This window comes from Microbacterium trichothecenolyticum (assembly GCF_000956465.1).
Lineage (GTDB): Bacteria > Actinomycetota > Actinomycetes > Actinomycetales > Microbacteriaceae > Microbacterium > Microbacterium trichothecenolyticum.
In genome coordinates this window covers 41,619-58,375 of sequence record NZ_JYJA01000031.1, presented here as the reverse complement: position 1 = coordinate 58,375, position 16,757 = coordinate 41,619, and the positions used below count along the sequence as shown (strand labels likewise).

13 protein-coding genes are annotated in these 16,757 nt (G+C 70.0%); 9 read left to right on the top strand and 4 right to left on the bottom strand.

The window, feature by feature from the left end:
* The first annotated feature begins 11 nt into the window (after positions 1–11).
* Together ftsY and RS82_RS07150 are read left to right on the top strand one after the other, a co-directional pair.
* On the top strand, positions 12–884 hold the full coding sequence (ftsY, locus tag RS82_RS07155; RefSeq protein WP_045297906.1) for a signal recognition particle-docking protein FtsY: 873 nt from the start codon (positions 12–14) through the stop codon (positions 882–884).
* Positions 885–965: 81 nt separating this feature from the next.
* Entirely contained in the window at positions 966–1,466 is a 501-nt protein-coding gene (locus tag RS82_RS07150; protein ID WP_045297905.1) for a DUF2004 domain-containing protein, read from the top strand.
* Positions 1,467–1,479: 13 nt separating this feature from the next.
* Here RS82_RS07150 and lipA read toward each other — a convergent pair whose 3' ends face one another.
* Both lipA and lipB read right to left on the bottom strand, forming a co-directional pair.
* Entirely contained in the window at positions 1,480–2,511 is a 1,032-nt protein-coding gene (gene lipA / locus RS82_RS07145) for a lipoyl synthase (RefSeq protein ID WP_045297904.1), read from the bottom strand.
* Positions 2,508–3,146 carry a lipoyl(octanoyl) transferase LipB gene (lipB, locus tag RS82_RS07140; protein WP_045297903.1) on the bottom strand — a complete coding sequence of 213 codons (639 nt, stop codon included), beginning with the start codon at positions 3,144–3,146 and terminating at the stop codon, positions 2,508–2,510. The genes lipA and lipB overlap by 4 nt, the downstream gene beginning before the upstream one ends.
* A gap of 128 nt (positions 3,147–3,274) precedes the next feature.
* Between lipB and RS82_RS07135 the strand changes: the two genes are divergently transcribed.
* The 3 genes from RS82_RS07135 to ffh all read left to right on the top strand — a co-directional run bounded on the left by RS82_RS07135 (position 3,275) and on the right by ffh (position 8,075).
* Positions 3,275–4,270: a TetR family transcriptional regulator gene (locus tag RS82_RS07135; RefSeq protein WP_045298005.1), complete on the top strand. Its 996-nt coding sequence runs from the start codon at positions 3,275–3,277 to the stop codon at positions 4,268–4,270.
* 95 nt (positions 4,271–4,365) lie between these two features.
* The gene (locus RS82_RS07130) at positions 4,366–6,435 is read left to right on the top strand and encodes an elongation factor G (protein WP_342666933.1); all 2,070 of its coding nucleotides are present in this window, start codon (positions 4,366–4,368) and stop codon (positions 6,433–6,435) included.
* A 74-nt stretch (positions 6,436–6,509) separates the two neighbouring features.
* On the top strand, positions 6,510–8,075 hold the full coding sequence (ffh, locus tag RS82_RS07125; protein ID WP_045297902.1) for a signal recognition particle protein: 1,566 nt from the start codon (positions 6,510–6,512) through the stop codon (positions 8,073–8,075).
* Positions 8,076–8,195: 120 nt separating this feature from the next.
* Here ffh and RS82_RS07120 read toward each other — a convergent pair whose 3' ends face one another.
* Positions 8,196–9,359, bottom strand: a complete 1,164-nt coding sequence (locus RS82_RS07120) for a glutamate--cysteine ligase (RefSeq protein WP_045297901.1) — start codon at positions 9,357–9,359, stop codon at positions 8,196–8,198.
* 193 nt (positions 9,360–9,552) lie between these two features.
* On the opposite strand from RS82_RS07120, the gene rpsP reads away from it, so the two are divergent.
* From rpsP to RS82_RS07100, 4 genes are all read left to right on the top strand, one after another.
* Positions 9,553–9,984, top strand: coding sequence for a 30S ribosomal protein S16 (gene rpsP / locus RS82_RS07115; RefSeq protein ID WP_045297900.1), 432 nt, complete (start codon positions 9,553–9,555; stop codon positions 9,982–9,984).
* Positions 9,985–9,988: 4 nt separating this feature from the next.
* Positions 9,989–10,219, top strand: a complete 231-nt coding sequence (locus tag RS82_RS07110) for an RNA-binding protein (RefSeq protein WP_045276246.1) — start codon at positions 9,989–9,991, stop codon at positions 10,217–10,219.
* A 49-nt stretch (positions 10,220–10,268) separates the two neighbouring features.
* On the top strand, positions 10,269–10,871 hold the full coding sequence (rimM, locus tag RS82_RS07105; RefSeq protein WP_045298003.1) for a ribosome maturation factor RimM: 603 nt from the start codon (positions 10,269–10,271) through the stop codon (positions 10,869–10,871).
* Positions 10,872–10,972: 101 nt separating this feature from the next.
* Complete coding sequence (locus tag RS82_RS07100; protein ID WP_045297899.1) at positions 10,973–15,025, top strand: bifunctional nitrate reductase/sulfite reductase flavoprotein subunit alpha; 4,053 nt, start codon at positions 10,973–10,975, stop codon at positions 15,023–15,025.
* Positions 15,026–15,214: 189 nt separating this feature from the next.
* On the opposite strand, the gene RS82_RS07095 is transcribed toward RS82_RS07100, so the two are convergent.
* Positions 15,215–16,648, bottom strand: a complete 1,434-nt coding sequence (locus RS82_RS07095) for an MFS transporter (RefSeq protein ID WP_084695508.1) — start codon at positions 16,646–16,648, stop codon at positions 15,215–15,217.
* Positions 16,649–16,757 lie beyond the last annotated feature (109 nt).

Genomic DNA, 16,757 nt, shown 5'->3' with positions numbered 1-16,757 from the left:
GGCTTAGAGGCATGGCAGAGAGCTCCTGGTCGCTCGGACGCGCGCTGCGCGGAATGTTCGTCAAGCCGACCATCGACGAGACGACGTGGGAAGACCTCGAGACCGCGCTGCTCACCGCGGACTTCGGCCCCGACATCACGGAGCGCATCGTGGACGAGCTGCGCGAGAAGGTGGAGCGCTACCGCACCACCGACCCGAGGGACCTCCAGCGGATGCTGAAGGAGACCCTCGAGGAGCACTTCGCGAAGTTCGACACCACGTTGCGTCTCACCGAGCGACCGGCCGTCGTGCTGGTCGTCGGGGTCAACGGCGTCGGGAAGACGACGACGATCGGCAAGTTCGCGAAGTTCTTGCAGCGCTACGGCCGATCGGTGGTGGTGGGCGCAGCCGACACGTTCCGGGCCGCGGCGGTCGACCAGCTCGCGACGTGGGCGGAGCGCGGCGGCGCGACGATCGTCCGGCCGCAGCAGGAGGGCCAGGATCCGGCATCCGTCGCCTTCCAGACGATCGAGTACGCCAAGAGCACCGGTACCGAGATCGTGCTCGTCGACACCGCCGGACGCCTCCACACCAAGGGCGGGCTCATGGACGAGCTCAGCAAGATCCGGCGCGTCATCGAGAAGCAGGCGCCCATCAGCGAGGTGCTCCTCGTGCTCGATGCGACGACCGGACAGAACGGCGTCATGCAGGCGCAGGCGTTCCTCGAGCACGCCGGCGTCACCGGCCTCGTCCTCACGAAGCTCGACGGATCGGCGAAGGGCGGCTTCGTCCTCGCCGTGCAGGAGCGCACCGGGATCCCGGTCAAGCTGCTCGGCCAGGGCGAGGGCATCGGCGACCTCACGGGCTTCACTCCGCACGTCTTCGCGGCATCCCTCGTCGACTGAATCGCGGTGGAGATCCGACCGAATCCGCGCCATGCCGGGGTCGGACTATCGCGGACGCGCTCGTTGCGGTTTCATGGGGTCATGGCGATCGAGCACGACTACTTCGGACTCCTCGAATCGGGGCCTGACGGATCGATCTTCTGGTCGGAGAACGTCGAACTGGGAGACCAGTCCGTCACGGTGGATCTCACGGCTCCCGACCAGGACGACGTCTCGGAGGCGGCTCTCGACGTGGCCGCAGCGCTCATCTCCGCGATCGAGGACATCGACCGCAGCGCCCGCAATGCGATGGTGAACGAGCTGAGCGACCGCACCAGCGAAGTGACCGAGTACATCCTGCAGCAGCAGGAGGCGCTCGGCGACGCGCTCGAAGACACGCTCGTCGACATCTCGGGCGATGTGCACATCGACGTGATCCGCTCGCTGCAGCTGATGAGCATGACGATCCTCGCCGACGAGCACGGCGGCTCCGACCCGTTCGCCGTTCTCGAGTACGCACTCGACCCCGACGCCACCGACGACGTGCTGCTCGTCAACCTCGACTCCGACGGCGGCGTGCTGTCGGTGACGAGCGCCGACTAGCGTCCGCCCGCCCTCAGACCGCCTGCGCGAACCCGCGGTCGACGTGCACGTCCTCCGCGATGTGAGCGAGATGGGACGGAACCTCGCGGCCTTTCGAGATCATCGACTGCGCCCAGAGGCGGCCCGCGCGATACGACGAGCGCACGAGCGGTCCGGCCAGTACGCCGAGGAACCCGATGCGCTCGGCCTCCTCCTTGAACTCGACGAACTCCTGCGGCTTGACCCAACGCGCCACCGGCAGGTGGCGAGGCGAGGGCCGCAGGTACTGGGTGATCGTGATGATGTCGGTGCCCGCCGCGTGCAGGTCCTCGAGAGCCTGCACGACCTCTTCCGGTTCCTCGCCCATGCCGAGGATCAGGTTCGACTTGGTGATGAGGCCGGCATCCCGGGCCTGCGTGAGGACGTCGAGCGAGCGCTCGTACCGGAACGCAGGGCGGATGCGCTTGAAGATGCGGGGCACCGTCTCGACGTTGTGCGCGAACACCTCGGGGCGGCTGTCGAACACCTCGCCGAGCAGCGACGGGTCGCCGTTGAAGTCGGTCGCGAGGATCTCGACGCCCGTGTTCGGGTTCGCGGCGTGGATGGCGCGCACCGTCTCGGCGTGCAGCCATGCGCCTCCATCGGGCAGGTCGTCGCGGGCGACGCCGGTGACCGTGGCGTAGCGCAGGTTCATGCGTACGACGCTCTCGGCGACGCGGCGGGGCTCGTCGGTGTCGTAGTCGGCGGGCTTGCCGGTGTCGATCTGGCAGAAGTCGCACCGGCGGGTGCACTGCGAGCCGCCGATGAGGAACGTCGCCTCCCGGTCCTCCCAACACTCGTAGATGTTCGGGCAGCCTGCTTCCTGGCAGACCGTGTGCAGCTCCTCGGTCTTCACGAGCGAGTGCAGCGCCTGGTACTCCGGCCCCATCTTGGCCCGGGTCTTGATCCACTCCGGTTTGCGCTCGATCGGCGTCTGCGCGTTACGGACTTCGAGACGAAGCAGCTTGCGCCCGTCGGGAGCGGACGAGGGGGCGGATGCCGAGCCCGGCGTGCCACAGGCGCTCATGCCGGCACCCCCGCGAAGTCGTCGGCGAAGACCCGTGACACGGTGTCGATCACGTCGCTCGGGGAGATGTCGGCGCCGACGATCTCGCTGACGGTCGTGACCCCGGCATCCGTGATCCCGCACGGGATGATCCCGCGGAACCCTGCCAGCGAGTTGTCGCAGTTCAGCGCGAAGCCGTGCATCGTGACCCCACGCTGCACGCGCACGCCGATGGCCGCGACCTTGTCCTCGCCGAGCGGGCGCCGCACCCACACTCCACTGCGTCCTTCGACCCGGTAGCCGTCGACGTCGAACTCGTGCAGCGCGTCGATCAGCAGCTGTTCCAGCCGGCGCACATGGGCGACCACGTCGACCGGCTCGGCGAGGCGGACGATCGGGTAGCCGACCAGCTGGCCGGGTCCGTGCCACGTGATCTTGCCGCCGCGGTCGACGTCGACGACCGGCGTGCCGTCGGTCGGCCGCTCGTGGCGCGCGGTGCGCGCCCCCGCGGTGTAGACCGGCTCGTGCTCGAGCAGCAGGAGCGTGTCGGACCGGGTCCCCGCGACGATGTCGGCGTGAAGGCTGCGCTGCAGCGCCCAGCCGTCGAGATACGGCACGTAGTCGGGGGAGAGGCCGACGGTCTGGATGTCGAGCATCGTGCTCCTTCGCTGTTCGCTGGCGGCGATTGATGGATCGCGTCCAACAATACATCCGCCGTGCGCGGTGACGCCGATCCCCTGGCATCGCCGGGCGCGCGCCGAAAGCGGCCAATAGGGTGGGCTTCATGTCCACCGAGCCGCGCGCGGGGCGCCCCAAGGCGTCGTCGCGCGAGACCATCGCCGAGGCCGCCTGCGAGCTCTTCCTCGAGCAGGGGTACGAGCAGACGTCGATCGTCGACATCGCCCGTCGTGCCGGAGTCAGCCGATCCAGCTTCTTCAACTACTTCTCATCGAAGTCGGACGTGCTCTGGGCAGGACTCGACGAAAGGCTCACGGTCTTCGAGCAGCGCCTCGAAGAAGCGGATGGAACGGATGCCCCCGCCGCCGTTCGCGCCGCGACGCTGGGCATCGCCGAGTCCTTCGCGCCCGACAGCCTCGCCCTCGGGATCGTGAACGCCGGTGCGATGGGTCTGGAGGCGGAGTACGAGCGCGATGCCGCGCTGCGGCGAGCGCGTGTGGCGCGAGCGGTCGCTGCTCGCCTGCTGCTCGGCGGCGCCGACCGCGTTCGCTCCGAGGTCGCCGGAGCGGCGTGGGGCGGCGCGGTGCTCGCCGCCATCGAGGCGTGGGCGCACGACGGCGCCGGACGCACGTCGCTCGTCCGCTTCCTCTCCCTCGCGGCCGACGCGGCGTCACCCGTCTCGTCGACGGCTCCGGTCGGCGACGTCGCTCAGCTTCGCGTCGTGGTGCAGGCGGCGGCGTTCGACCAGACCCTCGCGTTCTATCGCGACGTCGTCGGAATGCCGCAGGCCGAGGCGTACGAGGCGGACGGCGGCGCGCGAGTCGCGATCCTCGCGGCCGGTCGCGCGACGCTCGAGATCGCCAATCCCGCCCAGGTGGACTTCATCGACCGCGTCGAGACCGACGGCGATGCTCCGAGCGACCGGATCCGTCTGGCCCTCGAGGTGGTCGACACGGCGACCACCGCGTCACGGCTGGCCGACGCGGGCGCCGAGATCGAGGCATCCGCGCGCGAGACGCCCTGGCGCTCGGTCAACGCGCGCCTGCGCGGCCCCGCCGGGCTGCAGCTCACGCTCTTCCAGGAGCTCGGTCCCGCCGACTGACCACCCGCTGGACGGCGTTCCTCCGGAGTCCTCTGGCAGCCGGATCGGAGACGGTGCACGATGGTGCCCAGCGCACATCGTCGTGGGAGGTCATCGTGGAATCGGCATCCGCACTCTCCATGCACTGCTCCGTCGCCCTCATCGGCGCGACGGGATCGGGCAAGACGATGCTGGCGGAGGCGCTGCTGCACCGTTCGGGAGCGATCTCGCGGCGGGGGGCGATCGAGCAGGGCACGACCGTGTGCGATCACGAACCCGAGGAGATCGCGCGGCATACGACGCTCGGGCTGACACCCGCGTGGCTGTCGTGGCGTGTCGGCGACGCGGACTGCGGAGTCACCCTCCTGGACACACCCGGGCACCCGGACTTCGCGGGCGCCGTGGACGCCGCGCTCGCGGTCGCCGATGTGGCGGTGCTCGTGGTCAGCGCCATCGACGGCGTGACCGCCGGCGCCCGGACCGCGTGGGCCGCCGCGGAGGGCGCGGGCGTGGCTCGGGTGGTCGTCGTGACGCAGGAGGACCGCGCGCGAGCGTCGTTCCGGGGAGTGCTCGACCAGCTCCGCGGCGAGTTCGGCGACCGCATCTGGACGCTGGAGCTGCCCGTCGGGGAGGCGCAGTCGTTCCAGGGCGTCGCCGACGTCCTCACGGAGCAGGCCGTGCTCTACGACGCCGACGGCGGCCGGCACGAAGAACCGGTGCCCGCCGACCTCGCAGAGGAGGAGCATCGCCTGCATCAGGCGGTCACCGAGGAGATCGTGTCGCGGGACGACGACCAGCTCGAGGCGTACCTCGAGGGACGCGAGCCGGCGGCAGCCGAACTCGGGCGCACGCTCGCCCGCACCGTGGCCGCCCGCGACGGCGTGCCCGTCGTCGTGTGCTCCGCCATGACCGGGGCGGGCGTCGACCGCGTGCTCGATCTCCTGTGCGAGCTCGCCCCCGCCGTGTCGCAGCGTGACAGCAGCATCATTCTCGGCGTCGACGAAGACGGCGGGGGAGGCAGCGAGCACAGCGTCGCACCCGAGCCTACGGGCGACAAGCTGGTCCACGTGTTCCGCACCGTGGCAGACCCGTTCGTGGGTCAGATCGCGATGCTCAAGGTGCTCTCCGGAGTCCTGCGACCCGGTGATCGCCTGCGCAACGCCACGACGGGCGTCGAGGAGCGGATGCCGGCGCTGTTCCGGCTTCGGGGGGCCGACCACCTGCCGGTCGACGCGCTGCGAGCAGGTGAGATCGGCGCCGTCGCGAAGCTCGCCGGCACGCCTTCGGGTTCGCTGCTGTGGAGTCGGCCTCAGATGAACGCCCGCCCCGCGCGCCTGCCCGCCCGGCCGCCGGTGTTCGCGATGAGCCTGCAGCCGGTGTCGCAGTCGGACGACACGAAGCTCACGACAGCGCTCGGCCGCCTCCTCGCCGAGGACCCCACGCTCGTCGTGGATCGCGTCGGGCCCGACACGATCCTGCGCGGACTCGGCGACACGCATGTGGCCGTCGCCGTCGAGCGGCTCGCTCGCGTGCTCGGCGTGCATGTCACGACCGGCCCGGCGCCGGTCGCCTACCGGGAGACGATCGCGCACGGCGCGGTGGCCGAGGGGAAGCTCAAGAAGCAGTCTGGCGGACACGGGCAGTTCGCAGTCGTCATGCTGCGGGTCTCCCCGCTTGCTCCCGGAGGGGGTTTCGAGTTCGTCGACTCCGTCGTCGGCGGTGCCGTTCCCCGCTCGTACATCCCGGCCGTCGAGAAGGGCTCACGTGACGCGCTTGCTGCCGGAGGCACGCTCGGGCACCCGGTCGTCGACGTTCGCGTCGAGCTGTACGACGGCAAATCGCACTCGGTCGACTCCTCGGAGATGGCCTTCCGCACCGCCGCGGCCATCGGTGTCAGGGCGGCGCTCGCGCAAGCGGGTGCCGTTCTGCTCGAACCCGTCTCCACGGTCGTCGTCCTCGTGCCTGCGGCTGAGCAGGGGCAGGTCTTGACGGACCTGTCGGGACGCCGAGGTCGCGTGGTCCAGTCTGAGACGGACGCAGACGGACGCACCCGCGTCGTTGCGATCGTTCCGGACGCGGAGCTCGCGCGGTACGTGCTCGACCTGCGCGCTCTCACTGGTGGTCAGGCAGAGCTCACGCTCACCCCGTACGGCTATGAGCGGGCACCGGAGGGTGCTCGCAGCTGAACGAACCGGGCGTCGAGGACGAGGCGACACCGCACGGCGAAGCATGTGGCGCGCTCCCGTAGAATCGGGGGATCATGGCGACTTTCGGCACCCTCTCCGACCGGCTCACCGAGACCTTCCGCAACCTCCGCACCAAGGGCAAGCTCACGCCCGCGGATGTCGACGGAACGGTCCGCGAGATCCGGCGCGCCCTGCTCGACGCCGACGTGGCGCTGCCCGTCGTCAAGGAGTTCACCGCCAAGGTGCGCGAGCGTGCGCTCGGCGACGAGGTCAACCGGGCTCTGAACCCGGCCCAGCAGGTGGTGCAGATCGTCAACGAGGAGCTCATCGCGATCCTCGGCGGCGAGCAGCGTCGCCTGCAGTTCGCCAAGAACCCGCCGACCGTCATCATGCTCGCGGGCCTCCAGGGCTCCGGAAAGACGACGTTCGCGGGCAAGCTCGCGAAGATGCTCGAAAAGGACGGCCACACGCCGCTTCTCATCGCCGCCGACCTCCAGCGGCCCAACGCCGTCAACCAGCTGCAGGTCGTCGCCCAGCGCGCCGGTGCCGCGATCTACGCTCCCGAGCCGGGCAACGGCGTCGGCGACCCGGTCAAGGTCGCCAAGGACGGCGTCGAGGTCGCCCGCCGCCAGCAGCACGATGTCGTCATCATCGACACCGCCGGCCGGCTCGGTGTCGACAGCGAGCTCATGAAGCAGGCCGCGGACATCCGCAAGGCGACCGATCCCGACGAGGTCCTCTTCGTCATCGACGCGATGATCGGTCAGGACGCCGTCAACACGGCGAAGGCGTTCCAGGACGGCGTCGACTTCACCGGTGTCGTGCTCTCGAAGCTCGACGGCGACGCCCGTGGTGGCGCCGCTCTGTCGGTGGCGTCGGTGACCGGACGCCCGATCATCTTCGCGTCGACGGGTGAGGGTCTTGACGACCTCGAGGCGTTCCACCCCGACCGCATGGCGTCGCGCATCCTCGACCTCGGCGACATCCTCACCCTCATCGAGCAGGCACAGCAGGCGTTCGACGAGGAGGAGGCGCTGAAGGTCGCCGAGAAGCTCGCGACCGAGACCTTCACCCTCGAGGACTTCCTTGCGCAGATGCAGCAGATGCGCAAGATGGGCTCCATGAAGAAGATGCTCGGGATGCTCCCGGGCATGGGGTCCATGAAGGATCAGCTCGAGAACTTCGACGAGCGCGAGATCGATCGCACCGAGGCGATCATCCGCTCGATGACGCCTGCCGAGCGCCGCAACACGAAGCTCCTCAACGGCTCGCGCCGACTGCGCATCGCGCGGGGTTCGGGCATGACCGTGACCGACGTCAACCAGCTCGTGCAGCGATTCGACCAGGCCGCGAAGATGATGAAGACCGTCGCCCGCGGCGGCGTGCCGAACATCCCCGGCATGGGTCCGATCCCGGGCGCCGGGCGTCCGGGCGCGTCGTCCAAGCGCGGCAAGCAGCAGAAAGCCAAGGGCTCGCGTTCGGGCAATCCGGCGAAGCGCGCCGCAGAGAACGCCGGCATCGCGGCTCAGGCCGCGGATGCGCCGACCGGATCCGGCTTCGGGCTCGGCGGCGGTGGCGCGAAGGGCGCGCCGACCGAGGCCGACCTCGCCGAGCTGCAGAAGATGCTCGGCCGCGGCTGACATCGGAAGCCACAGTCCCCACGTCACCTGCACGCGCCGCCGGCGCGTCGCCCGGAGTCTCCGGGCGCGTGGGCCCGCGTGCGGGCCGCCGCATCCGCGCCCTCACACGTCTGCGCAGGATCAGTGGCCGAGCGCGGCGAGGTGCTCGCGCAGGGTGGGGCCCGAACGGAACTCGCCCACGAGGTGACGTACGACCTCACGGAGGTCCCCGTCCGCGGCGTCGGCGATCGCGAGCTGACGCGAGTAGCTCGCGCCATCGCTGAGGATCGTCTGGATCCCTTCGAGCTCGCGGGCGCACTTCAGCTCGACGGCGATGTCCCCGACCTCCTCCAGGGTTTCGCGGAGGTGTTCCACGACGGGGCGCTGCGTGCCCAGGTGATCCACGATCACGCGGGCCTCGAGGCCGTACCGGGCAGCCCGCCACTTGTTCTCGCGGATGAACCAGGGCTGGATCGTCTCGAGCGGAAGCCCCGCGTCGAGGCGTCGCGACAAGTGCTCGACCAGCACCTGGACGAGCGCGGCGACCGCGGCGAGCTCCGGGAGCGTCGACATCCCGTCGCAGGCACGGACCTCGATCGTGCCCCAGCGGGGGGCCGGGCGGATGTCCCACCGCACCTCGGTGGCGTCCTCCATCACGCCCGTCTTCACCATGTCGTCGAGGTAGCCCTCGAACTCGCTCCAGTCGTGCAGCGGCCAGGGGAGTCCCGCGGTGGGCAGCTGCTGGAAGACGAGGGCGCGGTTCGATGCGTACCCGGTGCGGTCACCCGCCCAGAACGGGCTCGACGCCGACAGCGCCTGGAGGTGGGGCAGGTAGACGGCGAGGGCGTTGATGATCGGGAACACCTTGTCGACGTCGTCGACGCCGACGTGCACGTGGATGCCCCAGATCATCATGTTGCGACCCCACCACTGGGTGCGCTCGATGAGCTTGTGGTACCGGGTCTTGTCGGTGACGCTCTGGTCGTACCACTGCGCGAACGGATGGCTGCCGGCGCACAGCAGATCGATGCCGTGCGGGTCGGTGTAGGTGCGCACTTCGGCGATCGCGTCGGCGATGTCGTCGACGGCGGCGGCGACCGTGTCGCCGATACCGCTGGTCAACTCGACGGTGTTGGTCAGCAGCTCTCCGGTCACCGTGTAGCGCTCCAGCGTCGATCGCTCCTCGAGCGCGGCGAGCAGCTCGGGCCCGCGCGGGATGAGGTCTCCGGTCGCGGTATCGGCGAGCATCAGTTCCCACTCGAGACCGACGGACGATCGGGCGGATGTCGCGAAGGGCACCGTCATGGGCACAGTCTGACACGGGGACCCGCCGCACCCCCTTGGTTCACGGCATGGTTCGTCATCTGGCAGAATAGAGGGCTGGACCACACGCTCGACCCTCTATCCAGCGTGATGTCCTCCTTCAGAGCTTCCGCCGGGTGTGCACCCCACGCTCCAGGCGACCGGTTCAATCACTTTCCACACATTCAGGAGAATCGTGGCTGTCAAGATCCGTCTCAAGCGCCTCGGCAAGATCCGTGCGCCCTACTACCGCATCGTCGTGGCCGACTCGCGCACCAAGCGCGACGGTCGTGTCATCGAGGAGATCGGCAAGTACCACCCCACCGAGGAGCCCTCGTTCATCGAGGTCGACTCGGAGCGCGCGCAGTACTGGCTGTCCGTCGGCGCCCAGCCGACCGAGCAGGTGCTCGCCATCCTCAAGCTGACCGGCGACTGGGGCCAGTTCAAGGGCGACAAGAACGCGGTCTCGACCGTGAAGACCCGTGAAGACAAGGCCGCCTTCGAGGTCGACGCCTCGAAGAAGTCGGTCGTCAAGCCGAAGGCTGAGAAGAAGGCTGAGGAGCCCGCCGAGGCTCCCGCCGACGAGGCGACCGACGCGGCCGACGCCGCCGCCGAGTCCGCCGAGTAATCCGTTGCTCGCCGCCGCGCTCGAACACGTCGTCAAGGGGATCGTCGATCACCCGGACGACGTCCGCATCGACTCGTCCACGTCGCCGCGAGGCGACGTGCTCGAGGTGCACGTCCACCCCGACGATCGGGGTCGCGTGATCGGGCGCGGCGGCCGCACGGCCAAAGCCCTGCGCACCCTCATCTCTGCCCTCGCCGACGGCCGCCGCGTGCGCGTCGACGTCGCGGACGACTGAGGTGTCCGCCGGCGACACCACGGGATCGGGCGCAGACGCCCGCAAGCCCGTGAACGCAGTTCCCCCCGCGGGCAAGACGCAGCTCCGGGTCGGCCGCCTCGTGAAGGCGCACGGCCTGAAGGGCGCGATCAAGCTCGAGCTGTACACCGACGATCCTGACGGACGCTTCGTCCCCGGCGCGACGTTCACGCTCCAGGTGCCCGAGTCGTCGCCGTGGCACGGCAAGCCCCTCACGGTGCGCGAGTTCAAGTGGATGAACAGCCACCCGGTCGCCTTCTTCGAGGGCGTCGACGACCGCGATGCGGCCGAAGGGCTCATCCGCGCGATCCTCTGGGTCGACGAAGACATGCAGGCCTCGCCCGCCGAGGAGGACGCCTGGTTCGACCACCAGCTCATCGGCCTCGACGTCGTGCGTGACGGTGAGATCGTCGGCAAGGTCGCGCGCGTGGATCACTTCCCGTCGCAGGACCTGCTCATCGTGAAGGTCCGCGACGACGAGGTGCTCGTGCCGTTCGTCAGGGCGATCGTGCCCGAGGTCGACATCGCGGGCGGTCGCGTCATCGTGACCCCGCCGGCAGGACTCTTCGAAGAGATCCCGGACGACGCCGACGAGTCTCGTTCCGCGCCCGACGCCGACGACTCCACCGACTGACTCGTCCTCACTGCGCGCAGCCGCTGAGCGTGCGGCAGATGTGATCTGCGGGAAACACGGCGGGAAACACCTCGGAACCTCCGTCCGGGACCATCGAAGCCATGGGCGAAGTGCGCACCGTGTGCTCCTACTGCGGCGTCGGCTGCGGGATCTCGGTGACGACCTCGGACGCCGGGGCGGGGCATCCGCTCGCCATCGCGAAGGTGACGGGCGACCGCGCGCACCCCACGAACGGCGGGCGGCTGTGCACCAAAGGCGCGACCCACACCGAGCTCATGCAGGCTCCGGGTCGCATGACCACGGCGCACGTGCGGCCGTCCCGCGGCGAGCCCGCGGTGCCCGTTGCGGTCTCTGATGCGGTGACGGATGCCGCGGCCCGCCTCCGTGCGATCCTCGACGAACACGGCCCCGACTCGATTGCGCTGTACGTCTCGGGGCAGATGAGCATGGAGGCGCAGTACCTCTCGAACAAGCTGGTCAAGGGGTACCTGCGGGGCATCCACATCGAGTCGAACTCGCGGCTGTGCATGGCGTCGGCCGGCACCGGCTACAAGCAGTCGCTGGGTGCCGACGGGCCGCCCGGATCGTACGAGGACTTCGACCGCACCGACCTCTTCTTCGTGATCGGCTCGAACACGGCCGATTGCCACCCCATCCTGTTCCTGCGCATGGCCGACCGGCTGAAGCAAGGCGCGAAGCTCATCGTCGTCGACCCGCGTCGCACCACGACCGCCGAGCGCGCGGATCTGTTCCTTCAGATCCGGCCCGGCACGGACCTCGCGCTGCTGAACGGCCTGCTGCACCTCCTGGTGGAGGCAGGCGACATCGATGAGGAGTTCATCGCCGCCCACACCGAGGGGTGGGAGCACATGGACGAGCTCCTCGCCGAGTACCCGCCGGCGCGGGTCGCGGAGCTGACCGGACTGGCCGAAGACGACATCCGCACCGCCGCCCGCTGGATCGGCGAGGCCGGCGAGTGGATGACGCTGTGGACCATGGGCCTCAATCAGTCCACCCACGGCACCTGGTCGACGAACGCCATCTGCAATCTCCATCTGGCGACCGGCGCGATCTGCCGTCCCGGGAGCGGCCCGTTCTCGCTCACCGGACAGCCGAACGCGATGGGCGGGCGCGAGATGGGGTACATGGGGCCGGGTCTGCCCGGCCAGCGCGCCGTGTTCAGCGCGCCCGACCGCGCGTTCGTCGAGGACGTCTGGGGGCTGGAATCAGGCGCGATCCGCGCAGAGTCGGGCTCGGGAACGATCGACATGTTCCGCCGTGCGGCCGACGGCGAGATCAAGGCCGTCTGGATCATCTGCAGCAACCCTGTCGCCTCGGTGGCGAATCGCAAGACGGTGATCGAGGCGCTGGAGACCGCCGAGCTGGTCATCGCGCAGGACGTCTACACCGAGACCGCGACCACCGCATACGCCGACATCCTGCTGCCGGCCACGTTGTGGGTCGAAGCCGAGGGCGTGACGGTGAACAGCGACCGGACCCTGACGCTTGTGCGTGACGTCATCGACGCGCCGGGCGAGGCGCAGCCGGACTGGCTCATGATCTGCCAGATCGCCCGTGCGATGGGGTTCGAGGGGTTCGACTTCGCCACGAGCGCTGAGGTGTTCGACGAGATCCGCCGCTTCTGGAACCCCCAGACCGGGTGGGATCTGCGCGGCGTGACCTACGAGCGCCTGCGCGAGACGCCGGTGCAATGGCCGGCACCGCCCGACGACACCGCGACGCGGCATCCGATCCGGTACCTCAACGACGGGGTGAGCCAGTCGCTGCACGTGCAGGACGACGGCACGGTGCCGCGCCTGGCGTTCGCGACGCCTTCGCGGCGCGCGCAGTTCCTCGCGCGGCCGCACCTCGCACCGGCCGAGCTTCCCGACGACGACTATCCCTGGGTGCTCAACACGGGGCGCCTCCCGCACCACTGGCACACGCTCACGAAGACCGGCCGCGTCGCCAAGCTCGCGAAGCTGCATCCCGGACCGTTCGTCGAGGTGCACCCGGTCGATGCCGAGCGGCTCGGCATCGCCGAGGGTGATCAGGTCGAGGTCGCCTCGCGCCGCGGCCGGTTCGTCGTGCCCGCGGTGCTCACGGACCGTGTGCAGCCGGGCGGACTGTTCGCGCCGTTCCACTGGAACGACGAGCACGGAGAGTACGTCACCGTCAATGCCGTGACGAGCGACGCGGTGGACCCGCTGTCGGCGCAGCCGGAGTTCAAGTTCGCCGCCGTGACTCTGCGCCGGGTCGGCCCGGCGGTCGGGGGAGCAGGAGCGCCGACCGCATCCGCCGACGAGGCGCTCGCGAGCGCCGGCGTGGCCCTCGCACCGCCGCAGCTGACCGATCTGGAGGGCGCGTACCTCGCCGGCTTCCTGTCCACGGTGCGGTCCGTGGTGCTCGCCCCGGGCGAGGTGCCGGTGCTGCCCGTCGAGGCGCCGCTCGGCGGGCTCGTGCGGGCGTGGTTCGACGGCGTGCTCGCGGGGGCGTTCTCCCGCACGTCCGTCGGCACCGGGATGCCGGGGACCGGGGGCTTGGACGAGGTCGTCGTGCTCTGGGGCTCGCAGACGGGCAACGCCGAGGAGTTCGCCACGGCGGCGACCGCCGCACTCGGCGCGCGCGGCATCCCCGCACGTGCCCGGAGCATGGCGGAGCTGCGCGCGACGGACCTGACGGCGGTGAAGCGTCTGCTCGTGGTCACGTCCACGTTCGGCGACGGTGGACCGCCCGACAATGCCGCCGCGCTCTGGCATGAACTCAACGCCGACGGAGCGCCCGAGCTGTCCGGTCTCCGCTACGCGGTGCTCGCGCTCGGCGACTCCAACTACGACGACTTCTGCGGTCACGGCCGCCGGCTCGATGCTCGCCTGGGCGAGCTCGGCGCGACCGCACTCCTGGAACGGGTCGATCTCGAGCCCGACGCCGACGAGCCGCGCGAGGTGTGGCTGGCCCAGATCCTCGACACCCTGGCCGCGGAGGGGACGACGGGTGCGGCATCCGTCGCTCTGCAGGCTCCGCCGGCGAAGCGTCTGTTCAGCCGAGCCAATCCCGTGCAGGCGCCGCTCGTGCGCAACGATCTGCTGAGCGGGCCCGGTTCGCAGAAAGAGGTGCGGCGCTTCGCGTTCGACCTCTCGGACTCGGGCGCGACGTACGAGGCCGGAGACTCGCTCGGCGTCGTGTGCGCCAACGCGCCGGCGGTCGTCGCAGAGTGGCTCGCTGCGACGGGCATCCCGCCGCTGGAGATCGTGGAGGTCGACGGCGAGGAGCGCACGTTCGCCGGCGCCCTGCGCACGCGCCTCGACATCACGAAGACCCCCGTCGACCTGGTGCGCTTCATCGCGGAGCGCAGCGGCGACAGCATGCTCAACGGTCTGCTGCGGCGCGAGAACAAGGGGCGCCTCGAGCAGTTCCTGTGGAGCCAGCAGGCGGTCGATCTCGTGCGCGACTTCCCCGTGCAAGCCACCGCTGCGGAATGGGCCGGCGCGCTCAAGCGACTGCAGCCCCGCCAGTACTCCATCTCGTCGAGCCCCAAGACCGATCCCGACACCGTGGAGCTCACGGTGTCCGTGGTCCGCTTCGAGACCGACTCCGGACGCGCGCGCGGCGGCGTGTGCTCGACCTTCCTCGCGGACGGCGACGCCCTCGCCGCCCCGGTATACCTGCAGCGCTCGCCCGCGTTCCGCCCGCCAGCGGCCGGCGACATCCCGATGATCATGATCGGCCCCGGCACCGGGATCGCGCCGTTCCGCGCGTTCCTGCAGGATCGTCGGGCCGACGGCCACACCGGTCGCAACTGGCTGTTCTTCGGCGAGCAGCACGCCGCGAGCGACTTCTACTACCGGGACGAGCTCGCTGAGATGCACGAGGACGGTTTCCTCACGCGCCTCGACGTCGCGTTCTCGCGCGACCAGCGGCAGAAGATCTACGTGCAGGACCGCATGATCGAGCACGGCGCCCACCTGTGGCGCTGGCTCCAGGACGACGGCGCGCACGTATACGTGTGCGGTGACGCGATGCGGATGGCCAAGGATGTCGACGCCACGCTCGTCGCCATCGCCCAGCAGCACGGCAAGCTCTCCGAGGAGGCCGCCGCCGAGTACGTCCGCGGGCTCGCCGCCGACGAGCGCTACGTCCGCGACGTCTACTGAGCCGGGGCTCCGCCCGGCCGCGCCCGAGAGCGCCGGCCACCCGGTCGGTCCGTCACCGGTGCCCGCGATCGGCGCGTTCCGCCGTGCGCAGGTGACGGAGGAAGCCCCTCCGGCGGTGGGTTCCGACGGGCATGCAGAAGAGCGGATGCCACGGGTGGAGGCATCCGCTCTTCGTCAGGGCACGTGCGGTCAGATGCGCTGCTTCGCCAGCGACGCCCGCGGGATCACGTACACGAACACCGTGAGGAGCAGCAGTCCCACGTACGCGGCGACGAAGCCGTAGAAGGCGGCCTGGTAGCCGCCGGTGGCGAGCTGGGAGGCGTTGAGCACCTGAGGCACGAGGAACCCGCCGTAGGCGCCGATCGCCGAGATGAGCCCGAGCGCCGCGGCCGCCTTGCGGATCATCTTCGTGGCCTCCGCCGTGCCCGGCGCGTAGCCCCGCGCCTGCGAGCGTGCGGCGAAGATGCTCGGGATCATCCGGTACGTGGACCCGTTGCCCATGCCGGTCGCTGCGAACAGCACGAGGAAGCAGGCCAGGAACACGACGAAGTTGTGCATCGGCAGCGTCCAGACGAGGGCGAGGGCGCCGAGTGCCATCACCGAGAAGGCGCACACCGTCACGCGTGCGCCGCCGAAGCGGTCGGCGAGCCGGCCGCCGTAGGGGCGGGCGAGCGAGCCGACGAGGGCGCCGAGGAACGCGAGCGAGACCGCCGCCTGTCCGACCTGGATCGTGGAGAACTCGGGGAACTGGTCGGCGATGAGCTTCGGGAAGACGCTTGCGAACCCGATGAACGAGCCGAAGGTGCCGATGTAGAGCAGCGCCATGATCCACAGGTGCGGTTCGCGCAGTGCCGCGGCGGAGCTGCCGAAGTCCGCCTTCGCCGACGACAGGTTGTCCATGTAGCGCCAGGCGCCGAAGATCGCGAGCAGGATGAGCGGGATCCACATCCAGCCGGCGAGCGAGATGTTGAGGGTCGCACCGGCGCCGATGGTCACCGCGATCGGCACCGCGAACTGGGCGACCGACGTGCCGAGGTTGCCGCCCGCGGCATTCAGGCCGAGCGCCCAGCCCTTCTCCTTCTGCGGGAAGAAGTAGGTGATGTTCGCCATCGAACTCGCGAAGTTGCCGCCGCCGACGCCGCCGAGCGCTGCGACGAGCAGCAGCACGCCGAACGGGGTCTCGGGGTTCGACACGACGATGCCGAGCAGCGTCGCGGGGATCAGCAGCAGCGCCGCCGACACGATCGTCCAGTTGCGGCCGCCGAAGATCGCGACCATGAACGTGTACGGGAAGCGCAGAGTCGCGCCGACGAGGCTCGGCAGCGAGATGAGCCAGAACGACTCGGAGCTCGTGAGCTGGAACCCGGCGGCGGGCAGCATCACGACGACGATGCTCCACAGCTGCCAGATGATGAAGCCGAGGAACTCGGCGAAGATCGACCACCCGAGGTTGCGTCGCGCGATGGCGCGGCCCGAGGCGGCCCAGAACGTCGGATTCTCGGCGTTCCAGCCGTCGATCCAGCGGCCGGGGCGATGGGTGAGCGTGACCGGCGCGTCGGCCGGCGCGATGGTGCGGGATGGAGCTGCGGTATCCGTCATCGACGGCGTGTCGGTCGTGGTCATGGCGCCTCCCTGAGGTGAGCACACACTTGGGGGTGAGTGTGTCTCCACGTTAGGAACGCGGTGTTTCGGCCCGCCTCCTCGCGCGGTTACCTCTCCGTCACTTCTCGAT